17 protein-coding genes are annotated in these 15,968 nt (G+C 74.1%); 6 read left to right on the top strand and 11 right to left on the bottom strand.

The features are described 5' to 3' along the window. Positions 1-1,062: an L-erythro-3,5-diaminohexanoate dehydrogenase gene (gene kdd / locus AC0OLQ_RS19205; RefSeq protein ID WP_484527352.1), complete on the bottom strand. Its 1,062-nt coding sequence runs from the start codon at positions 1,060-1,062 to the stop codon at positions 1-3. Positions 1,063-1,205: 143 nt separating this feature from the next. On the opposite strand from kdd, the gene AC0OLQ_RS19200 reads away from it, so the two are divergent. Beyond that, positions 1,206-2,612 carry a KamA family radical SAM protein gene (locus tag AC0OLQ_RS19200; RefSeq protein ID WP_357342095.1) on the top strand — a complete coding sequence of 469 codons (1,407 nt, stop codon included), beginning with the start codon at positions 1,206-1,208 and terminating at the stop codon, positions 2,610-2,612. A 54-nt stretch (positions 2,613-2,666) separates the two neighbouring features. On the opposite strand, the gene AC0OLQ_RS19195 is transcribed toward AC0OLQ_RS19200, so the two are convergent. The 3 genes from AC0OLQ_RS19195 to AC0OLQ_RS19185 all read right to left on the bottom strand — a co-directional run bounded on the left by AC0OLQ_RS19195 (position 2,667) and on the right by AC0OLQ_RS19185 (position 4,114). Next, positions 2,667-2,999: a YnfA family protein gene (locus AC0OLQ_RS19195; RefSeq protein ID WP_484527351.1), complete on the bottom strand. Its 333-nt coding sequence runs from the start codon at positions 2,997-2,999 to the stop codon at positions 2,667-2,669. 96 nt (positions 3,000-3,095) lie between these two features. Beyond that, entirely contained in the window at positions 3,096-3,290 is a 195-nt protein-coding gene (locus AC0OLQ_RS19190) for a CsbD family protein (protein ID WP_357342099.1), read from the bottom strand. A 116-nt stretch (positions 3,291-3,406) separates the two neighbouring features. Further along, on the bottom strand, positions 3,407-4,114 hold the full coding sequence (locus tag AC0OLQ_RS19185; protein ID WP_484527350.1) for an SDR family NAD(P)-dependent oxidoreductase: 708 nt from the start codon (positions 4,112-4,114) through the stop codon (positions 3,407-3,409). Between the two features lie 102 nt (positions 4,115-4,216). Here AC0OLQ_RS19185 and AC0OLQ_RS19180 point away from each other — a divergent pair, with 102 nt between their 5' ends. Together AC0OLQ_RS19180 and AC0OLQ_RS19175 are read left to right on the top strand one after the other, a co-directional pair. Beyond that, positions 4,217-5,056: a helix-turn-helix transcriptional regulator gene (locus AC0OLQ_RS19180; protein WP_484527349.1), complete on the top strand. Its 840-nt coding sequence runs from the start codon at positions 4,217-4,219 to the stop codon at positions 5,054-5,056. A 48-nt stretch (positions 5,057-5,104) separates the two neighbouring features. Further along, a complete protein-coding gene (locus AC0OLQ_RS19175) occupies positions 5,105-5,716 on the top strand; it encodes a histidine phosphatase family protein (RefSeq protein WP_484527348.1) in 612 nt (203 codons plus the stop codon). A gap of 90 nt (positions 5,717-5,806) precedes the next feature. Here the strand turns inward: AC0OLQ_RS19175 and AC0OLQ_RS19170 are convergent, their stop codons facing one another. From AC0OLQ_RS19170 to AC0OLQ_RS19140, 7 genes are all read right to left on the bottom strand, one after another. Then, entirely contained in the window at positions 5,807-7,516 is a 1,710-nt protein-coding gene (locus AC0OLQ_RS19170; protein WP_484527347.1) for a CDP-glycerol glycerophosphotransferase family protein, read from the bottom strand. Between the two features lie 282 nt (positions 7,517-7,798). Continuing rightward, a complete protein-coding gene (locus AC0OLQ_RS19165; RefSeq protein WP_484527346.1) occupies positions 7,799-8,308 on the bottom strand; it encodes an Lrp/AsnC family transcriptional regulator in 510 nt (169 codons plus the stop codon). 91 nt (positions 8,309-8,399) lie between these two features. Beyond that, positions 8,400-9,542 carry an acyl-CoA dehydrogenase family protein gene (locus AC0OLQ_RS19160; RefSeq protein ID WP_484527345.1) on the bottom strand — a complete coding sequence of 381 codons (1,143 nt, stop codon included), beginning with the start codon at positions 9,540-9,542 and terminating at the stop codon, positions 8,400-8,402. Next, the gene (locus AC0OLQ_RS19155; RefSeq protein WP_484532386.1) at positions 9,539-10,654 is read right to left on the bottom strand and encodes a M24 family metallopeptidase; all 1,116 of its coding nucleotides are present in this window, start codon (positions 10,652-10,654) and stop codon (positions 9,539-9,541) included. Before AC0OLQ_RS19155 ends, AC0OLQ_RS19160 begins: the two co-directional genes overlap by 4 nt. Before the next feature lie 3 nt (positions 10,655-10,657). Beyond that, positions 10,658-10,963 carry a hypothetical protein gene (locus tag AC0OLQ_RS19150; protein ID WP_484527344.1) on the bottom strand — a complete coding sequence of 102 codons (306 nt, stop codon included), beginning with the start codon at positions 10,961-10,963 and terminating at the stop codon, positions 10,658-10,660. A 99-nt stretch (positions 10,964-11,062) separates the two neighbouring features. Beyond that, on the bottom strand, positions 11,063-11,899 hold the full coding sequence (locus AC0OLQ_RS19145; protein ID WP_484527343.1) for a siderophore-interacting protein: 837 nt from the start codon (positions 11,897-11,899) through the stop codon (positions 11,063-11,065). After that, positions 11,896-12,933, bottom strand: coding sequence for an ABC transporter substrate-binding protein (locus AC0OLQ_RS19140; RefSeq protein ID WP_484527342.1), 1,038 nt, complete (start codon positions 12,931-12,933; stop codon positions 11,896-11,898). Before AC0OLQ_RS19140 ends, AC0OLQ_RS19145 begins: the two co-directional genes overlap by 4 nt. A 196-nt stretch (positions 12,934-13,129) precedes the next feature. Between AC0OLQ_RS19140 and AC0OLQ_RS19135 the strand changes: the two genes are divergently transcribed. From AC0OLQ_RS19135 to AC0OLQ_RS19125, 3 genes are read left to right on the top strand one after another with little or no spacing between them, the layout of a single operon-like run. Beyond that, the gene (locus AC0OLQ_RS19135; protein WP_484527341.1) at positions 13,130-14,080 is read left to right on the top strand and encodes a FecCD family ABC transporter permease; all 951 of its coding nucleotides are present in this window, start codon (positions 13,130-13,132) and stop codon (positions 14,078-14,080) included. Beyond that, positions 14,077-15,102, top strand: coding sequence for a FecCD family ABC transporter permease (locus tag AC0OLQ_RS19130; protein ID WP_484527340.1), 1,026 nt, complete (start codon positions 14,077-14,079; stop codon positions 15,100-15,102). Before AC0OLQ_RS19135 ends, AC0OLQ_RS19130 begins: the two co-directional genes overlap by 4 nt. Positions 15,103-15,131: 29 nt before the next feature. After that, a complete protein-coding gene (locus AC0OLQ_RS19125) occupies positions 15,132-15,944 on the top strand; it encodes an ABC transporter ATP-binding protein (RefSeq protein ID WP_484532385.1) in 813 nt (270 codons plus the stop codon). Positions 15,945-15,968 lie beyond the last annotated feature (24 nt).

Here is a 15,968-nt window from a genome sequence, read left to right as displayed (position 1 = left end):
TCAGTCTGCCGCCAGCCGCGCCTCGAACAGACGACGCACCCCCGGCTCGCCGCGCAGCAGCTCCAGCGCCAGTTCGGCGTGCCCCGGCACGTACCCGTTGCCCACCAGCATGGTCACGTCCGCGGCCAGACCCTCCGCGCCCAGCGCCGCCGCCGCGAAGCTCGTCGCCATCGAGAAGAAGATCACCGTGCCGCCGTCCCCGGTAGCCAGGACCGCCCCGTGCTCACAGCCCGGCACGTCCACGCAGACCACCGTCACGTCCGCCGGCGCGCCCAGCGCCGTGGTCACGGCCGTGGACAGGCCCACCGGGTCACGGGCGTCGGCCAGCGCGACCGCGTCGGCCAGCCCGGCCGCCGTCAGCGCGTCCCGCTCCGCCGCCACCGGCACCACCCCGACGGTACGGCCGGCGCCGGCCCGCCGCGCCGCGGCCAGGGACAGCGAGCCGCTCTTGCCGGCGCCGCCGATCACCGCCACGGTCACCGGACGCCGGTCCTCCTCGCGGCGGCGCCGCGCCACCTGCTCGGCCACCACCCGCGCGGTCAGCGCCGGCGCCCCGCACACGTCCAGCACCGCCAGGGACAACTCCGGGTGCAGGTCGCCCGGCAGCACCGCCGCGATCGAGCGGGCGAACAGGATCGCGTACCCGTCGCAGGGCACCTGCTCGCTGCGCCCGTCCCAGCGGGCCAGCCCGTCGAGGACGGTCAGCGGGGTCAGCGTCAGCGACACCAGGGTGGCCACCTGGTCACCCGGCGCCAGCCCCAGCGGGGACCGCTTCCCGGCCTCCTCCACGGTGCCGATCAGCATGCCCCCGGAGCCGGTGACCGGGTTCTGCATCTTCCCCCGGGTCGAAATGATCTCCAGCACCTCGGCGCGGACCTTCTCCCCGTCGCCGCCGTGCTTCTCCGACAGTTGCCGGAAGCTCGCCGCGTCCAGGTTCAGCCGCTCGACCCGGATCCGCACCTCGTTCGCGGCGATCCGCGGGTCGGCGTCCAGCCGCCACGCCGCCTGCGGAAGCACCCCCGCCGGTTCCACGACTCGGTGCAGACCCACCGGTGACGTCACGCCGACCCCCAATGTCAAGCCGCCCGAACCCCTGGCCAGGGCTCGCGTCGCGGGAAAACTTCCGGCAGACTAATTTCTTCACCGGATATTTTCCAGTAGCCTTCGGGATCGTTGATCACCCGCACCACATGTCAGGAGGGGCCGTGACCCAGACCCAACCGGTTGAGACCATCCCTCAACCCCGTCACGCCCCGGTCGCCGTACCGACCGCCGGGCAGCCGTACGAATACCGCCGCAGCCCCCTGGTCGAACCCGACTGGACCCGCTTCCCCGGCTGGCGCCACGTCACCCGCGAGCAGTGGGAGAACGCCCAGTGGCAGCGGGTCAACTGCGTCAAGAACATCAAGCAGCTGCGCACCGTCCTCGGCGACCTCGTCGACGAGACCTTCTACGCCGACCTCGAGGCCGACCAGAAGGCCCTGGCCACCATGTCCATGCTGGTGCCCCCGCAGATGCTCAACACCATGGTGCCGTTCGAGCCCATGACCACCGAGGCGCTCCTCGCCGACCCGGTCCGCCGCTACATGATCCCCGTCGCCTCCGACCGGCGCACCGACTGGCCCTCACACCCCTACGCCAGCCGCGACAGCCTCCACGAACACGACATGTGGGTCGCCGAGGGACTCACCCACCGCTACCCCACCAAGGTCCTCGCCGAGCTGCTCTCCACCTGCCCGCAGTACTGCGGCCACTGCACCCGGATGGACCTCGTCGGCAACTCCACCCCCGCCGTCGACAAGCTCAAGCTCACCCTCAAGCCCGTCGACCGCTACGACGCCCACATCGCCTACCTCAAGGCCCACCCGGGCGTCCGCGACGTCGTCGTCTCCGGCGGCGACGTGGCCAACGTGCCGTGGAAGAACCTCGAGTCCTACCTCATGCGGCTGCTCGAGATCGAAACCATCCGCGACATCCGGCTCGCCACCAAGGCCCTCATGGGCCTGCCCCAGCACTGGCTCCAGGCCGACGTCGTCGAGGGCCTCGAACGCGTTGCCCGCACCGCCGCCCGACGTGGGGTCAACCTCGCCATCCACACCCATGTCAACCACCGGCAGTCCATCACGCCGCTGGTCGCCAAGGCCGCCCAGACCGCCCTCGACGTCGGCGTCCGCGACGTCCGTAACCAGGGCGTGCTCATGCGCGGCGTCAACGCCACCAGCGCCGACCTGCTCGACCTCTGCTTCGCCCTCCAGGGCGAGGCCGGCATCCTGCCGTACTACTTCTACATGTGCGACATGATTCCGAACGCCGAGCACTGGCGGGTCCCGGTCTGGCACGCCCAGCAGCTCCAGCACGACATCATGGGCTACCTGCCCGGCTACGCCACCCCGCGGATCGTCTGCGACGTCCCCTTCGTCGGCAAGCGCTGGGTGCACATGCTCACCGAGTACGACCGCGAACGCGGCATCTCCTACTGGACCAAGAACTACCGCACCTCGATCGAGTCCGCCGACCTCGAAGCGCTCAACAAGCGCTACGCCTACTACGACCCGATCGACACCCTGCCCGACACCGGCCAGGCCTGGTGGACCGCCCACCGCGACGACTGACCCGCACCACCCCGCCGCCCCCGCGAGCCACCCGGCCGCGGGGGCGACGCGCGTTCAGTCCCGTGGGCCGTACATGATCACGGCCACCCCGAGCAGGCAGATCGCCGCGCCCGTCACGTCCCACCGGTCCGGCCGGAACCCGTCAACCAGCACACCCCACGCCAGCGACCCGGCCACGAACACACCCCCGTACGCCGCCAGGATCCGGCCGAAGTTCGGATCCGGCTGGAACGTCGCCACGAACCCGTACGTCCCCAACGCCAGCACGCCGGCCGCGACCCACCACAGCCCCCGGTGCTCCCGCCAGCCCTGCCAGACCAGCCACGCGCCCCCGATCTCCGCCACCGCGGCCAGCACGAACAGCACCAGGGAACGCAGGATCGTCACTCCGCGACCCTAACCAGCCCCGCGATCGGGCACCCCGCCGCCGCGCACAACGCGGCGGCGGGCCCCCGGGTGACCGGGGGCCCGCCGCCGTACGGGTCACTTGTCGAAGGCGTCCCGGATGTTCCGTCCGGCCTCCTCGACGTTCTGCCCGGCCTGCTGCGCCCGGGCGGCGCTCTGCTCGTTGGCGCCCTCGGCCCGCAACCGCTCGTTGTCGGTGGCGTCGCCGATCCGCTCCTTGGCCAGGCCGGCCAACTCCTGGGCCCGGCTCTTCGCCTTGTCGGTGAAGCTCATCCCGCCTCCTCGGCTCGTTCCGGCTTCCGCCGGTTGCGTCCCCGGCGCCCCTCCCCGCAAACGCTGTGCCCCCACGCATACCCTGTAAAGCATCCTAGGAAGATAGGTTCAGGCGGTCACCAGGGCAGCGGGCCCGCCGCATCGAAGTAGCCGCCGGTCGGGCCGTCCGGGCTCACCTGGGCCATCCGGACGATGATCTCGGCGCCCTCCTCGACGGTCTGCGTGCCGGTGCGCCCGTTGAGGTCCGTCGCCGTGAACCCGGGTTCCACCGCGTTGATCCGCATCTCGGGGAACGCCTTGGCGTACTGCACGGTGAGCATGTTGACCGCCGCCTTCGAGGCCGGATACGCCACGCCGGGATAGCCGTACGCCGGGTCGGCTGGGTCGGCGAGCCGGGTGATCGAGGCCAGGCCGCTGCTCACGTTCACCACCACCGGGGCGGCCGAGCGCCGCAGCAGCGGCAGGAACGCGTGGGTGACCCGGACCGGGCCGAAGACGTTGGTCTCGAACAGCGTCCGCATCTGCTCGGCGGTCACCTCCGCGGCGCCCACCACACCGTTGTTCGCCGTCCGCCCCTCGATGCCCGCGTTGTTGATGAGCACGTCCAGTCCCCCGCCGGCCTCGACGGCGCGTACCGCGGCCGCCACCGAGGCGTCGTCGGTGACGTCCAGCGGAACGAAGCACGCGCCCAGCCGCTCGGCGGCCCGACGGCCGCGCTCCGCGTCCCGGCTGCCGATCCAGACGGTGTGCCCGGCGGCCACCAGCCGGCGGGCGGTCTCGAAACCGAGCCCCTTGTTGGCTCCGGTGATCAGTGTCGTCGTCATGTCACCAGGCTCCGTCGGCGCCGGGTGGCCAGCCAGGCGTCCCGTTTTCCTGGGACTGCCAGGGCCACCCCCGGCCACCGACGACGGGGCAGACTGGTGGGCGTGGCGGAGGCGGAGTTCGGGCAGGCGGTGCGGCGCTGGCGCGACCGGGTGACGCCCGAGGCCGCCGGGCTGCCCGCCGGCCGGTCACGCCGGGCGGCCGGATTGCGCCGGGAGGAGCTGGCGCTGTTGGCCGGGATCTCGGTCGACTACCTCACCCGCCTCGAGCAGGGCCGGGCGGCCCACCCGTCGGCGCAGGTCGTCGCGGCGCTGGCCCGGGCGCTGCGGCTCTCCGGCGCCGAGCGGGCCCACCTCCACCGGCTGGCCGGGCTCGCGCCACCCGGCCCGCAGACCATGCCCACCGAGGTCACCCCGAGCGTGCAGCGGCTGCTGGACCGGCTGGCCGGCACCCCCGTGGCGGTCTACGACGCCTCCTGGACGCTGCTGGTGGCCAACCCGCCGTACGCGGCGCTGATGGGCGACCCGTCCGGATGGCGGGGGGAGGAACGGAACGGCGTGTGGCGGCACTTCCTCGGCTCCGGCTCGCGGGTCCGGCTCGGCCCCGAGGAGCGGCGCGGGTTCGAGGCCGCGCTGGTCGGCGACCTCCGCGCCGCCGCCGCCCGCTACCCGGCCGACCCGCGGCTGGGCCGGCTCCTGGCCGAGCTGCGGGCGGGCAGCCCCCGGTTCGCCGAGCTGTGGGACGCCGGCACGGTCGGCCGGCACGCGGCCGCGCGCAAAACCGTCGACCACCCGCACGTGGGGCCGCTGACCCTCGACTGCGACGTGCTCACCGTGGCCGGCAGCGACCTACGGATCATGGTCTACACGGCCGAGCCCGGCAGCGCGGACGCCGAACGCCTCGCCCTGCTCACCGTGCTCGGCACCCAGTCGCTGCGCGGGTGACCTCCCGCCACCGGAGCCTGGACGGCCGGTCCGTGGTTGACTGGGCGGGTGAGCGAGATCCTGCTGATCCGGCATGGCGAGACCACCTGGAGCGCCAGCCGCCGGCACACCTCGTACACCGATCTGGAGCTGACCCCCGACGGCGAGCGGCAGTCCCGGGCGCTGGCCGCGGCGCTCGCCGGCCGGCGCTTCGTCCGGGTGCTGTCCAGCCCCCGGCAGCGCGCGACCTGCACCGCGCACCTGGCCGGGCTCACCGTCGACGCCACCGACCCCGACCTGGCCGAGTGGAACTACGGCGCCTACGAGGGACGCACCACCGCGGACATCCACGAGGAGAACCCCCGGTGGAACATCTGGACCGACGGCTGCCCCGACGGGGAGTCGCCGGCCGAGGTCGGCGCCCGGCTCGACCGGGTGCTCGACCGGGTGACCCCGCTGCTGGAGCGGGGCACCGTCGCGCTGGTCGGCCACGCGCACAGCCTGCGGGTGCTCGGCGCGCGCTGGATCGGCCTGCCGCCGTCCGCGGGCGGGCTGCTGCGGCTGGACACCGCCACCGTGAGCGTGCTCGGTCACGAGCACGGCCGGCGGGTCATCCTGCGGTGGAACCAGCCGGTTCCGCAGACGACCGGGACGGAGTCCGACCGGGCGGCTCGGCACTGATCTTCCTGGGCGGCACCACGACGATCGGCTCCGGCTCAACGTCGAGATGCTGAACCGGAGCCGATCGTGGAGCGGCGACGCCGCTCGCCGTCAGAGGTAACGCGAGGCCTCGTCCAGGAAGCGCTGCGCGTACCGGTCCGCCGGAATGTCCCCGAGGTAGTACCTCTTGAGCTCGCGGCGGGTGGCGGCGACGGGGTCGCCGCCGAGGAGGTCGTCGAGGGCGGCGTCGAGTCCCTGCACCCGGCCGTCGTGGGCGTCGATCACGTAGGCCGCCCGCGCGAGCGGGAACGCCTCCGGGAACTGGGCCGCCGGCACCGAGACCGCAACCATCACGAAGGGCTTCTCCGAGTAGAGGTAGTCCGCCACCACGCTCGACACGTCCGACACCATCGCGTCCGACGCGTTGAAGCAGTCCGCGACCGTCATCGTCACCTCGGCCTCGGCGCCGAAGACGTGTGGCCGTCCGTTCGTCCGGCGGTCCTCGGCCAGCAGCGCCCGGATCCGCTCGCACTCGCGGGTCAGCTCCCCGGACCGCTGACTGTACGGATGCGGCCGGAAGATGACGCTGCACCCGCGAGCGACGAGCGCCTTGACGATGTCGTAGCCGACGAGCAGCGACGAATAGTTGGAGTCGGCATAGAAGCCGGCCCACGTCGGGGCGTACAGGACCCGAGGGTTGGCGATCGAGGCGATCGGCTCGGTGGCGATGGCGACGTTCTCCACCTGAGGGCGCCCGACGATGGTGAACATCTCCGCGGGCATGCTCACGCCGTTGGCCGCGAACCGGTCGATCGCGGCCTGGCCGGCGACGAAGTTCTTGTCGTAGACCCGGAAGACCGGGTTGTGACTCGGCACCTTGTCACTGTCGCCGTGATTGAGCTGAAGGTGCGTCAGGTTCGTGTACCGGACGACGTGGTTGTTCATCGTCGCGGTGTTGACGTAGAAGGCTGCCCGCAGCGACGGGACGATGACGTCGTCCAGCTGGTTCAGCCCCATCCGCATCACCACGGGGGCCTTGGTCAGGCCCACCACCTCGTTGAAGTTGGTCTGGTTGCGAACCAGCACGAAGAACTTCCTGTTGAGGCGTTCCAGGTAGGGCAACCACATCGCCAGCTGGTAGGCGGTGCCGGCGGGTGCGTTCCAGTGCACGAGAAAGACCGGCTCGTAGGCGGTCAGCGCGGCATGCAGTTTCGCTTCCCTGGCGCGCCGGGCCCGCACTTCCCTCAGCCCCTGCAACCCGGTGAACAGGGTCAACCCGAGCGCCGCGGTCGCCACCACCAGCGCGATCGCCCCGAAGACGCCGGTGAACGCGCAGACCAGTGCCACGAGCACCGCGGCGCCGTTGACCAGCGCCGCCCGGCTCGGGTTGGGGCTACGCTCGGGCCGTGCGCCAATCCCGGGCAGGTTGGCCGAAACGGGGTAGACAGCCTCGAACACGGACGCCAACAGCGGTTCGGTGAGAACCGCCAGGCCGGCGACGGCGACACCGACGGCCACGGCGGGATCAAGACCGCCGTGTACCGCGTCGACCAGGTACGCGCAGGCGAGCAGGAGGATGCGCGCCACCACGGATCTTCCGGCGGCCGCCGAACCGCCACGCCACGTCCAGGCCAGCAGACCGACCGCGAGGACGGCCGGGGGAAGCGCCCAGAGGCGGGAGTCTCCCACCGCCGCCAGCAGCAGGGCCGCGAGGGCAGTCACCTCGACCGCCGCGGCGGGCAGCCGCGTCCCGGCGGCCGACGCCCGCGCCACCGCCAGCCATCCATTGAGCCGGGACCGACCCGGCTTCGAAGCCGTCACCGCCCGATCCCCATCGACGGCGGGCTGGTCCACAGCAGCCGCCTCGCCCGATCCCCGCGTTTCGCCCCGACGTTCTGTTGCAACGCCAACTCCTTCTCCCCACTGGCTACCCGCTCCTCGAGCCCTCGCGGCTCGGTGAGCGGTGGTTCAACGCGCAGGCGGATGGTTGCCGATCGCCCTCGGGTCCCTGCCGCCGCCAGCGCAGGCGTGACATCACGCGCCGTCGCCCCATGACGCGCGTGCTCGGCCGGCGGCGGAGGTGATCACCGCCGGCTGGGCGGGTCAACCCGCCTGCGAACCCGCCGACTCGGCCGAGATGCCGCGGAGCCGGTGCTGATTCACCTGATCCGGGCCGACCTTCGGCGGTCGATGCTCGTACGGGGTGGAGAGCACGACTGTCGTCCGGGTGGTGACGTTCGCGGCCGTCCGGATCTCCTGCAGCACCCGCTCCAGGTCCGCCGGGCTGGCCACCCGCACCAGCAGGAGGTAGAAGTCCTCCCCCGCCACCGAGTAGCACGAGTCGATCTCGGGCAGGTGGGCCAGCCGCTCCGGCGCGTCGTCCGGCTGCGACGGGTCGAACGGCCGGATCGCCACGAACGCGGTCAACGGCAGGTCCAGCGCCTCGAACGAGACGTGCGCGGCGTACCCCTTGATGACGCCGCGCTGCTCCAGCCGGCGGACCCGCTGGTGCACGGCGGACACGGACAGGCCCACCCGCTCGGCCAGGTCCGTGTACGACAGCCGACCGTCCCCGGTCAGCGCGGCGACGATGGCGCGGTCGATCTCCTCCACGCGGTGCAACCTACCGGTAAAGGCGCTTCCACGCCGCACCCGGCCCGCCAGCGTGACGCTGTGCGGGCCGGGCGGTAGCGCACCGCGTCGATCAGCCCTTCGCCAGGGCGCGGGAGATGACCAACCGCTGGATCTGGTTGGTGCCCTCGACGATCTGGAGCACCTTCGCCTCGCGCATGTAGCGCTCGACCGGGTGGTCGGCGACGTAGCCGGCGCCGCCGAGCACCTGCACCGCGTCGGTGGTCACCCGCATCGCCATGTCGGTGGCGAACAGCTTCGCCTTGGCCGCCTCGATGGAGTACGGCCGGCCGGCGTCGCGCAGCCGGGCCGCGGCCAGGGTCAGCGCGCGGGCGGCGGAGATCTGGGTGGCGTGGTCGGCCAGGGTGAAGCCGAGCCCCTGGAAGTCGATGATCGGCCGGCCGAACTGCTGGCGCTCGCGGGCGTAGCCGATGGCGTAGTCCAGGGCGGCCTGGGCCAGGCCGACCGCGCACGCGGCGATGCCGAGCCGCCCGGAGTCCAGCGCCGACATGGCGATGGTGAAGCCCATCCCCTCGCCGCCGATCAGCCGCTCGGCCGGCACCCGGGCCTCGTCGAAGGCGATCTGGGCGACCGGGGAGGCGTGCAGGCCCATGGTCCGTTCGGCGGCCTGCGGGTGGATGCCCGGGGTGTTCCGGTCGGCGAGCAGGCAGGAGATGCCCTTCGGGCCGGGGCCGCCGGTGCGGCAGAAGATGTTGAAGAAGTCGGCCACCCGAGCGTGGGTGATCCACGCCTTGGTGCCGGAGACGACGTACGCGTCGCCGTCGCGGACCGCCCTCGTGGTCAGGGCCGCGGCGTCCGAGCCGCCCTGCGGCTCGGAGAGGCAGTACGCGCCGAGCAGCTCCCCGCCGATCATCTCGGGCAGCAGCTTGCGTTGCTCCTCGGTGCCGAACTGGGCCACCGGGTAGCAGGACAGGGTGTGCACGCTGACCGCCTCGGCGACGGCGAGCCAGCGACTGGCCAGGATCTCCAGCACCTGGAGGTAGACCTCGTACGGCTGGGCGGCGCCGCCGTGCTCCTCGGGGTAGGGCAGGCCGAGCAGGCCGGCCCGGCCCAGGGTGCGCAGCACCTCGCGGGGGAACTCGGCGCGCTCCTCGAAGTCGGCGGCCCGGGGAGCGAGCTCCCGGTCGGCGAGTTCGGTGGCGAGGTCCAGCAGGTCGTGGGCCTCGTCGGTGGGGAGGATCCGGTCGACAGTCATAGCGCGATGAGCTCCGTGGGGGTGGTGTTGAGCCGTTGCCCGCCGTCCGTCGTGCAGACGACGATGTCCTCGATCCGGGCGCCGTGCCGTCCGGCGAGGTAGATCCCGGGTTCGACCGAGAACGCCATGCCGGCCTCCAGCGGCCGGGGGTTGCCGGCCACGACGTACGGCTCCTCGTGGGTGTCGAGGCCGATGCCGTGGCCGGTGCGGTGCAGGAACGCGTCGCCGTGACCGGCGGCGGCGATGATGTCCCGGGCGATCGCGTCGAGCGCCTCGGCGGTCAGCCCGGGGCGGACGGCCGCCACCGCGGCGCGCTGCGCCTCGTGCAGGACTGCGTAGTAGTCGGTGAACTCGGCCGGGGCGGGTCCACCGGCGACGTAGGTGCGGGTGCAGTCGGAGCGGTAGCCGGACGGCATGGTGCCGCCGATGTCGACCACCACCGGCTCGCCGGCCCGGATCGGGCGGTCGGCGGTGCCGTGGTGCGGGCTGGCGCCGTTCGGGCCGGCGGCCACGATGACGAAGTCGACGCGGACGTGCCCGGCGGTCCGGATGGCGGCGGCGATGTCGGCGGCAACCTCGACCTCGGTCCGGCCGGGGCGCAGCCACTCCCCCATCCGTCGGTGCACCGCGTCGATCGCCGCGCCCGCCTCGGCCAGGGCGGCCACCTCGGCGGGGGACTTGCGGATCCGCAGCTCGCGCAGCACCTCGGAGGCGAGCCGCTGGGCGGTGCCGGGCAGCGTGGCGCGCAGGGCGAGCACCTGCTCGGCCCACATCCGGTCGGCCAGCCCGACGGCGGCGACCGGGCCGGGCAGCGCGGCCCGCACCAGCGGCCAGGGGTCGGTGCCGTCGGCGTGGTCGACGATCCGGTAGCCGGCACCGGGCGCGGCCTCGGCGCCGGGGCGTTCCAGCACCGGCACGATCAGGGTGGGCTCGCCCTCGGCGGGGAGCACCAGGCAGGTGAGCCGCTCCCCCTCGTGGGCGTCGTAGCCGGTCAGGTAGCGCAGGTCGGAGCCGGGGGTGAGCAGCAGCGCGTCCAGGCCGGCGGCGGCGGTGGCGCGCTGGGCGGCGGCCAGCCGCTCGGACGGGTACAGCTCGTCGGTTCCCACCCCCAGAGCTTAACGGTCGTTTGGGCAGTCGCGGGAGCCCGGTGGCCGCTCAGACTCGGCGGCGTGCAGCGCCCGGGAGCGGGCGATCTCGGGGGTCCGCCTGGCCAGGAAGTCCCGGTGCAGCAGGCGCAGCGCCTGTCCGAAGGTCTCGATCGCGTCCGGCAGGTCGCCCGGGACCGGTTCCCGGGCGTCGAGCAGCGCGACGACCCGGCGGACCATGTTGCGGCTGTTGGTGAAGGCCGGCTCCAGGTGCGTGGCGGCGTGCTCGTAGCGGCGCAGCTGGGACCGGCGCCGCCACGGGGATAGCGACGCCACCTCCCGCGTCCCGGCGGTCCGGGCGCCACCGGCGGCACGGCCCGGGCGCGGTCACGCTTCCCTCTACCCCGGCCGGTCTCCGGTAGTCCCGCCGCGGCGTCAGGCGCTCGCGGTCTCGGCCCGGAGGTCCTCTTCCGACGCGCCGCGCCGCCAGTAGCCCGCGAAGGTGACCCGGCGGCGGTCCAGGCCGCGCTCGCCGACCAGGTGCCGGCGCACGGCCCGGACCATGCCGGCCTCGCCGGCGATCCAGGCGTACGGGGCGGCGCCGGGCAGCCGGGCGCCGCGCAGCGTGTCGGCCAGCAGGCTGCTGCCCGGACCGGTGGCGCCCCGGACCAGCCAGGTCACCTCGGCGCGGGCGGCGCTGGGCAGCGGCTGGATGTCGCCGGCCGCGGGGATCTCGACGAAGGCCCGGACCGGGGTGCCGGCGGGCAGCCAGTCGAGGATCCCGCCGACGGCCGGCAACGCGGTCTCGTCGGCCACCAGCAGCACGGCGTCGGCGCCGGTGGGCGGCTGGAAGCGCACGGTCCGCTCGTCGGGCACGGCCGGCCCGAGCAGCAGCACCCGGTCGCCCGGGCGGGCCCGGCCGGCCCAGCGGGTGGCCGGGCCGGTGTCGCCGTGCCGGACGAAGTCGATGTCCAGCTCGCCCCGCTCGGGCCGCTGCGCCCGGATCGTGTACGACCGCATCACCGCCCGCACCGCCGGGTCCAGGGCCCGCCAGGCCGCGTACCAGTCCTCTCCCTCCTCGACGGGGACGACCGGGGCGTCCTGGCCGGGGTGCGGCAGGAAGATCGAGACGCTCTGGTCGCGGCCGCCGCCGGCGAATTCGCCGAGGTCGTCGCCGCCGAAGGTGACCCGGACCAGGCAGTCGCCCACCGCCCGGGTGGCGAGCACCCGGGCGGCGTAGAACCGGTACCGCAGGGCGACCGCGGTGGTCACGTGGTGACTTTCTTGGCGCCGCGAATGGCGGTGGCCAGGTTCTCCAGCAGCGGGGCCGCGCCGGCGTAGGAGAAGCGGGGCACCGCGTCCCACGGGGTGACCTGGTTGGCCTTGACCGCGGGCAGTTGCGCCCAGGTGGGCTTGGCGGCGAGGTCCTTCGGCTGCAGCGCGGTGGGACGGTTGTCGAGCAGGATCAGGTCGGCCGGGAACTTGCCGGTGTTCTCCCAGCTCAGCGCCTCGAAGTAGTCGCCCTGTTCGAGCTTGGTCGGCACCACCAGGTCTACGCCGAGTTCGGCGAAGTACATCAGGTCGGTGCTGACCGTGGGGTTGGAGACGTAGAAGAGGTCGGGGCTGCCGGAGGCGGCCATCACCTTGATCCCCGGGTTCGCCCTGACCGCCTGGCGCACCGCCTCGGCGGCGGCGGTGAACCGGGCCTTCGCGTCGGTGACCTTCTTGGCGTCGAGGTCGGCGCCGAGGGAGCGGGCGAGTTCCGCGTACCGCTCGATCGGGCGGGTCATGGGCACCCGGGCGGTGGTGATGGCGACGCTGGGGGCCAGCGGCAGGATCTTCGCCTTGCTCTCGTCCGGGACGTACCAGAGCGCGCCCGGGTCGTACATGTGGGTGACCAGCAGGTCGGGGCGGAGCGCGGCGTACTTCTCCAGGTTGAACTCGCCCCAGGCATTGCCGAGGATCTCGACCTGCTCGACGTCGAGGTCGCCGGCCTGCGGCTCCTTGCTGCCGTCGGTCTTCTTCGTCTCGCCGAACACGCCGACGATCTGCTTGTCGAGTCCGAAGTCGACCAGGGCGGCGGCCACCCCGGTGAAGGCGACGATCCGGCTCGGCCGGTTGGCGACGTCGACCTTCTGCTGCCGGTCGTCGGTGAACGACCAGGGGCCGCCAGTCGGGCCGGCGCTGGTGGCGGCGTCGCCGCCGTCCTTGCCGCAGCCGGCGAGGAGGGCACCGAGGCCGGTGGCGCCGGCGGCGGCGAGGAGGCCACGGCGGGAGAGCCGGCGGCCGAACAGGTTCTCGGGCATGGCGAAGTCTTTCGGTACGGGTCTGCGAATGACCATGGACAGCGAAGTTAGGTTAACCTAACCTAAGTCGCTGTCAAGGCCCTTCCCGCCCCCGGAGTCCACGCTGTCCGTCATCACCTCACCCCGAAGTGGCGCCGTCGCCGCCCCGGCCCCGGGCCGGCGCCGCCGGCTCCGCTCCGGCGGGCTGGCCCTCGGCGTGCTGCTGCTCGCCGCGATGGCCGTGCTCAGCCTCGCCATCGGCGCGAAGCCGTTGTCCCTCACCGAGGTGTGGCACGGCCTCACCGACCCGGCCTCCCCCGACTACGCCGTGGTGCACCAGGGACGGCTGCCCCGTACGCTGCTGGGCCTCGCCGCCGGCACGGCGCTCGGCGTGGCCGCGGCGGCCATGCAGACGCTGACCCGCAACCCGCTCGCCGACCCCGGCCTGCTCGGCATCAACGCCGGCGCGTCGGCCGCGGTCGCCACGGCCACCGTGCTGTTCGGCGTCGCCGACCTGGACCACCAGGTCTGGTACGCGCTGCTCGGCGCCGCCGGGGTCACCGTCGCCGTGCACACCATCGCCGGCGGCCGGCAGGCCACCCCGGCCCGCCTGGCCCTGGCCGGGGCGGCGCTCAACGCGGCCCTGTTCTCCTACGTCAGCGCGGTCATGCTGGTCGACAGCACCTCGCTGGAGCGGCTGCGGTTCTGGACCGTCGGCTCGCTCGCCGGCGCCCGCACCGACACGGTGCCGAGCCTGCTGCCGTTCGTCCTGGTCGGACTGCTGATCGCCCTGCTGGTGACCCGGCCGCTGGCCGCTCTGGCCCTCGGCGACGACTCCGCCCGGGCGCTCGGCGCCCGGCCCGGCCTGGTCCGGGGCGCGGTGGTCGTCGCCGTCACGCTGCTGTGCGGGGCGGCCACCGCCGCCTGCGGGCCGATCGTCTTCGTGGGCCTGCTCGCCCCCCACATGGTCCGCGCCCTCACCGGGCCGGACCCGCGGCGGCTGCTGCCGTGGTGCGCGGTGTTCGCGCCGGTGCTGCTGCTCACCGCGGACGTGACCGGCCGGGTGCTGGGTCGCCCCGGCGAACTCCAGGTCGGCCTGGTCACCGCCGTGCTCGGCGGACCGCTCTTCCTGTACCTGGTCCGGCGCGGACGGGTGGGCCGGCTGTGATCGTGCTGCGCCTTCCCGGCGGGCTGTCGCTGCGCCTGCGCCCCCGCGCCCTCGTCGTCGGCCTGGCCGGCACGCTGCTCGCCCTCGCCCTCGCCGTGCTGGCCGTCGGGGCCGGCGACTACCCGATCGCCCCGGCCGACGTGCTGCGCGTGCTGGCCGGTGGCGGCAGCCCCGCCGACCGCTTCATCGTCACCGAGCTGCGGCTGCCCCGGCTGGTCACGGCGCTGGCGGTCGGCGCCGCCCTGGGCCTGGCCGGTGCGGTGTTCCAGTCGCTGACCCGCAATCCGCTGGGCAGCCCGGACGTGCTCGGGGTCACCTCGGGCGCGGCCACCGGCGCGCTGGTCGTGGTGGTGCTCGGCGGCGGCAGCGCGGCGCTGGCCGGGGCGGCCGCCGCCGGCGGGCTGGCCACCGGCCTGCTGCTGTACGGGCTGGCCGGCCGGCACGGGGTGGGCGGGTACCGGCTGGTGCTGGTGGGCATCGGCGTCACCTCGATCCTCACCGGGGTCAACGGCTGGCTGCTCACCCGCGCCCCGCTGATGGGCGCCGCCCGCGCCGCGCTCTGGCTCACCGGCAGCCTGGACGGGCGGGGCTGGGCCAACGCGCTGCCGGTGCTCGGCGCGCTGGCGGTGCTGCTGCCCGCCGTGCTGCTCGCCCGCGCACCCGCGCTGCGGCTGCTGGAGATGGGCGACGACTCGGCGGCCGGGCTGGGCGTACCGGTGCGCCGGGTGCGGGTGGCGGCGCTCGGCGCGGCGGTGCTGCTGGTCTCGGTCGCGGCGGCGGCCGCCGGACCGGTGTCGTTCCTGGCGCTGACCGCGCCGCACCTGGCCCGCCGGCTGACCCGCGCGCCCGGGCCGAACCTGCTGCCGTCGGCGGTCGTCGGCGCGGCCCTGCTGCTCGCCGCCGACCAACTGGCCCAGCACGCGGTCGCCGGCCGGCAGCTGCCCGTCGGCGTGGTCACCGGCGTGCTCGGCGGCGGTTACCTGGCCTGGCTGCTCGCCGGCGAACGCGGGGGTCGGCGATGACCGGCCCCGACGAGAAGGGAACCCCCACCATGCGGCCCGACAACCCCCGGCTGGTCGGCGAGGCGCTGACCCTCGGCTACGACCGGCGCACCGTCGCCGAGGACCTCACGGTGGCCGTCCCCGACGGCTCCTTCACCGTGATCATCGGGCCGAACGCGTGCGGCAAGTCGACGCTGTTGCGCGCCCTGGCGCGGCTGCTGCGCCCGGCGCGGGGCACGGTGCTGCTCGACGGCGCCGACATCCACCGCCTGCCGGCCCGGCAGGTCGCCCGCACGCTCGGGCTGCTCCCGCAGTCGGCGGTGGCCCCGGACGGGCTCACCGTGGCCGAGCTGGTGTCCCGGGGCCGCTACCCGCACCAGGGCCTGCTGCGGCAGTGGTCCCGCGAGGACGAGCGGGTGGTCGACCGGGCGATGGCCGACACCGGGGTCGGGGAGCTGGCCGACCGGCCGGTCGACGAGCTCTCCGGCGGGCAGCGGCAGCGGGTCTGGATCGCCATGGCGCTGGCCCAGCAGACGCCGCTGCTGCTGCTCGACGAGCCGACCACCTACCTGGACATCGCCCACCAGGTCGAGGTGCTGGACCTCTGCGCCCGGCTGCACGAGGAGCAGGGCCGCACCCTGGTGGCGGTGCTGCACGACCTGCACCAGGCCGCCCGCTACGCCACCCACCTGGTGGCGATGCGCGACGGGCGGGTGGTCGCCGCCGGGGACCCACGCCGGATCGTCACCACGGAGCTGGTGGAGGAGGTGTTCGGCCTGCCCTGCCGGATCATCGAGGACCCGGAGACCGGCACGCCGCTGGTGCTCCCCACGGCGCGCCGGCGGGCCGTCCCGGCGCCCTGACCGCCGGCCGGGTCCGCGCCCACG

The organism is Micromonospora sp. Utrum1 (genome assembly GCF_057197805.1).
This window is presented reverse-complemented; position numbering and strand designations above follow the sequence as displayed.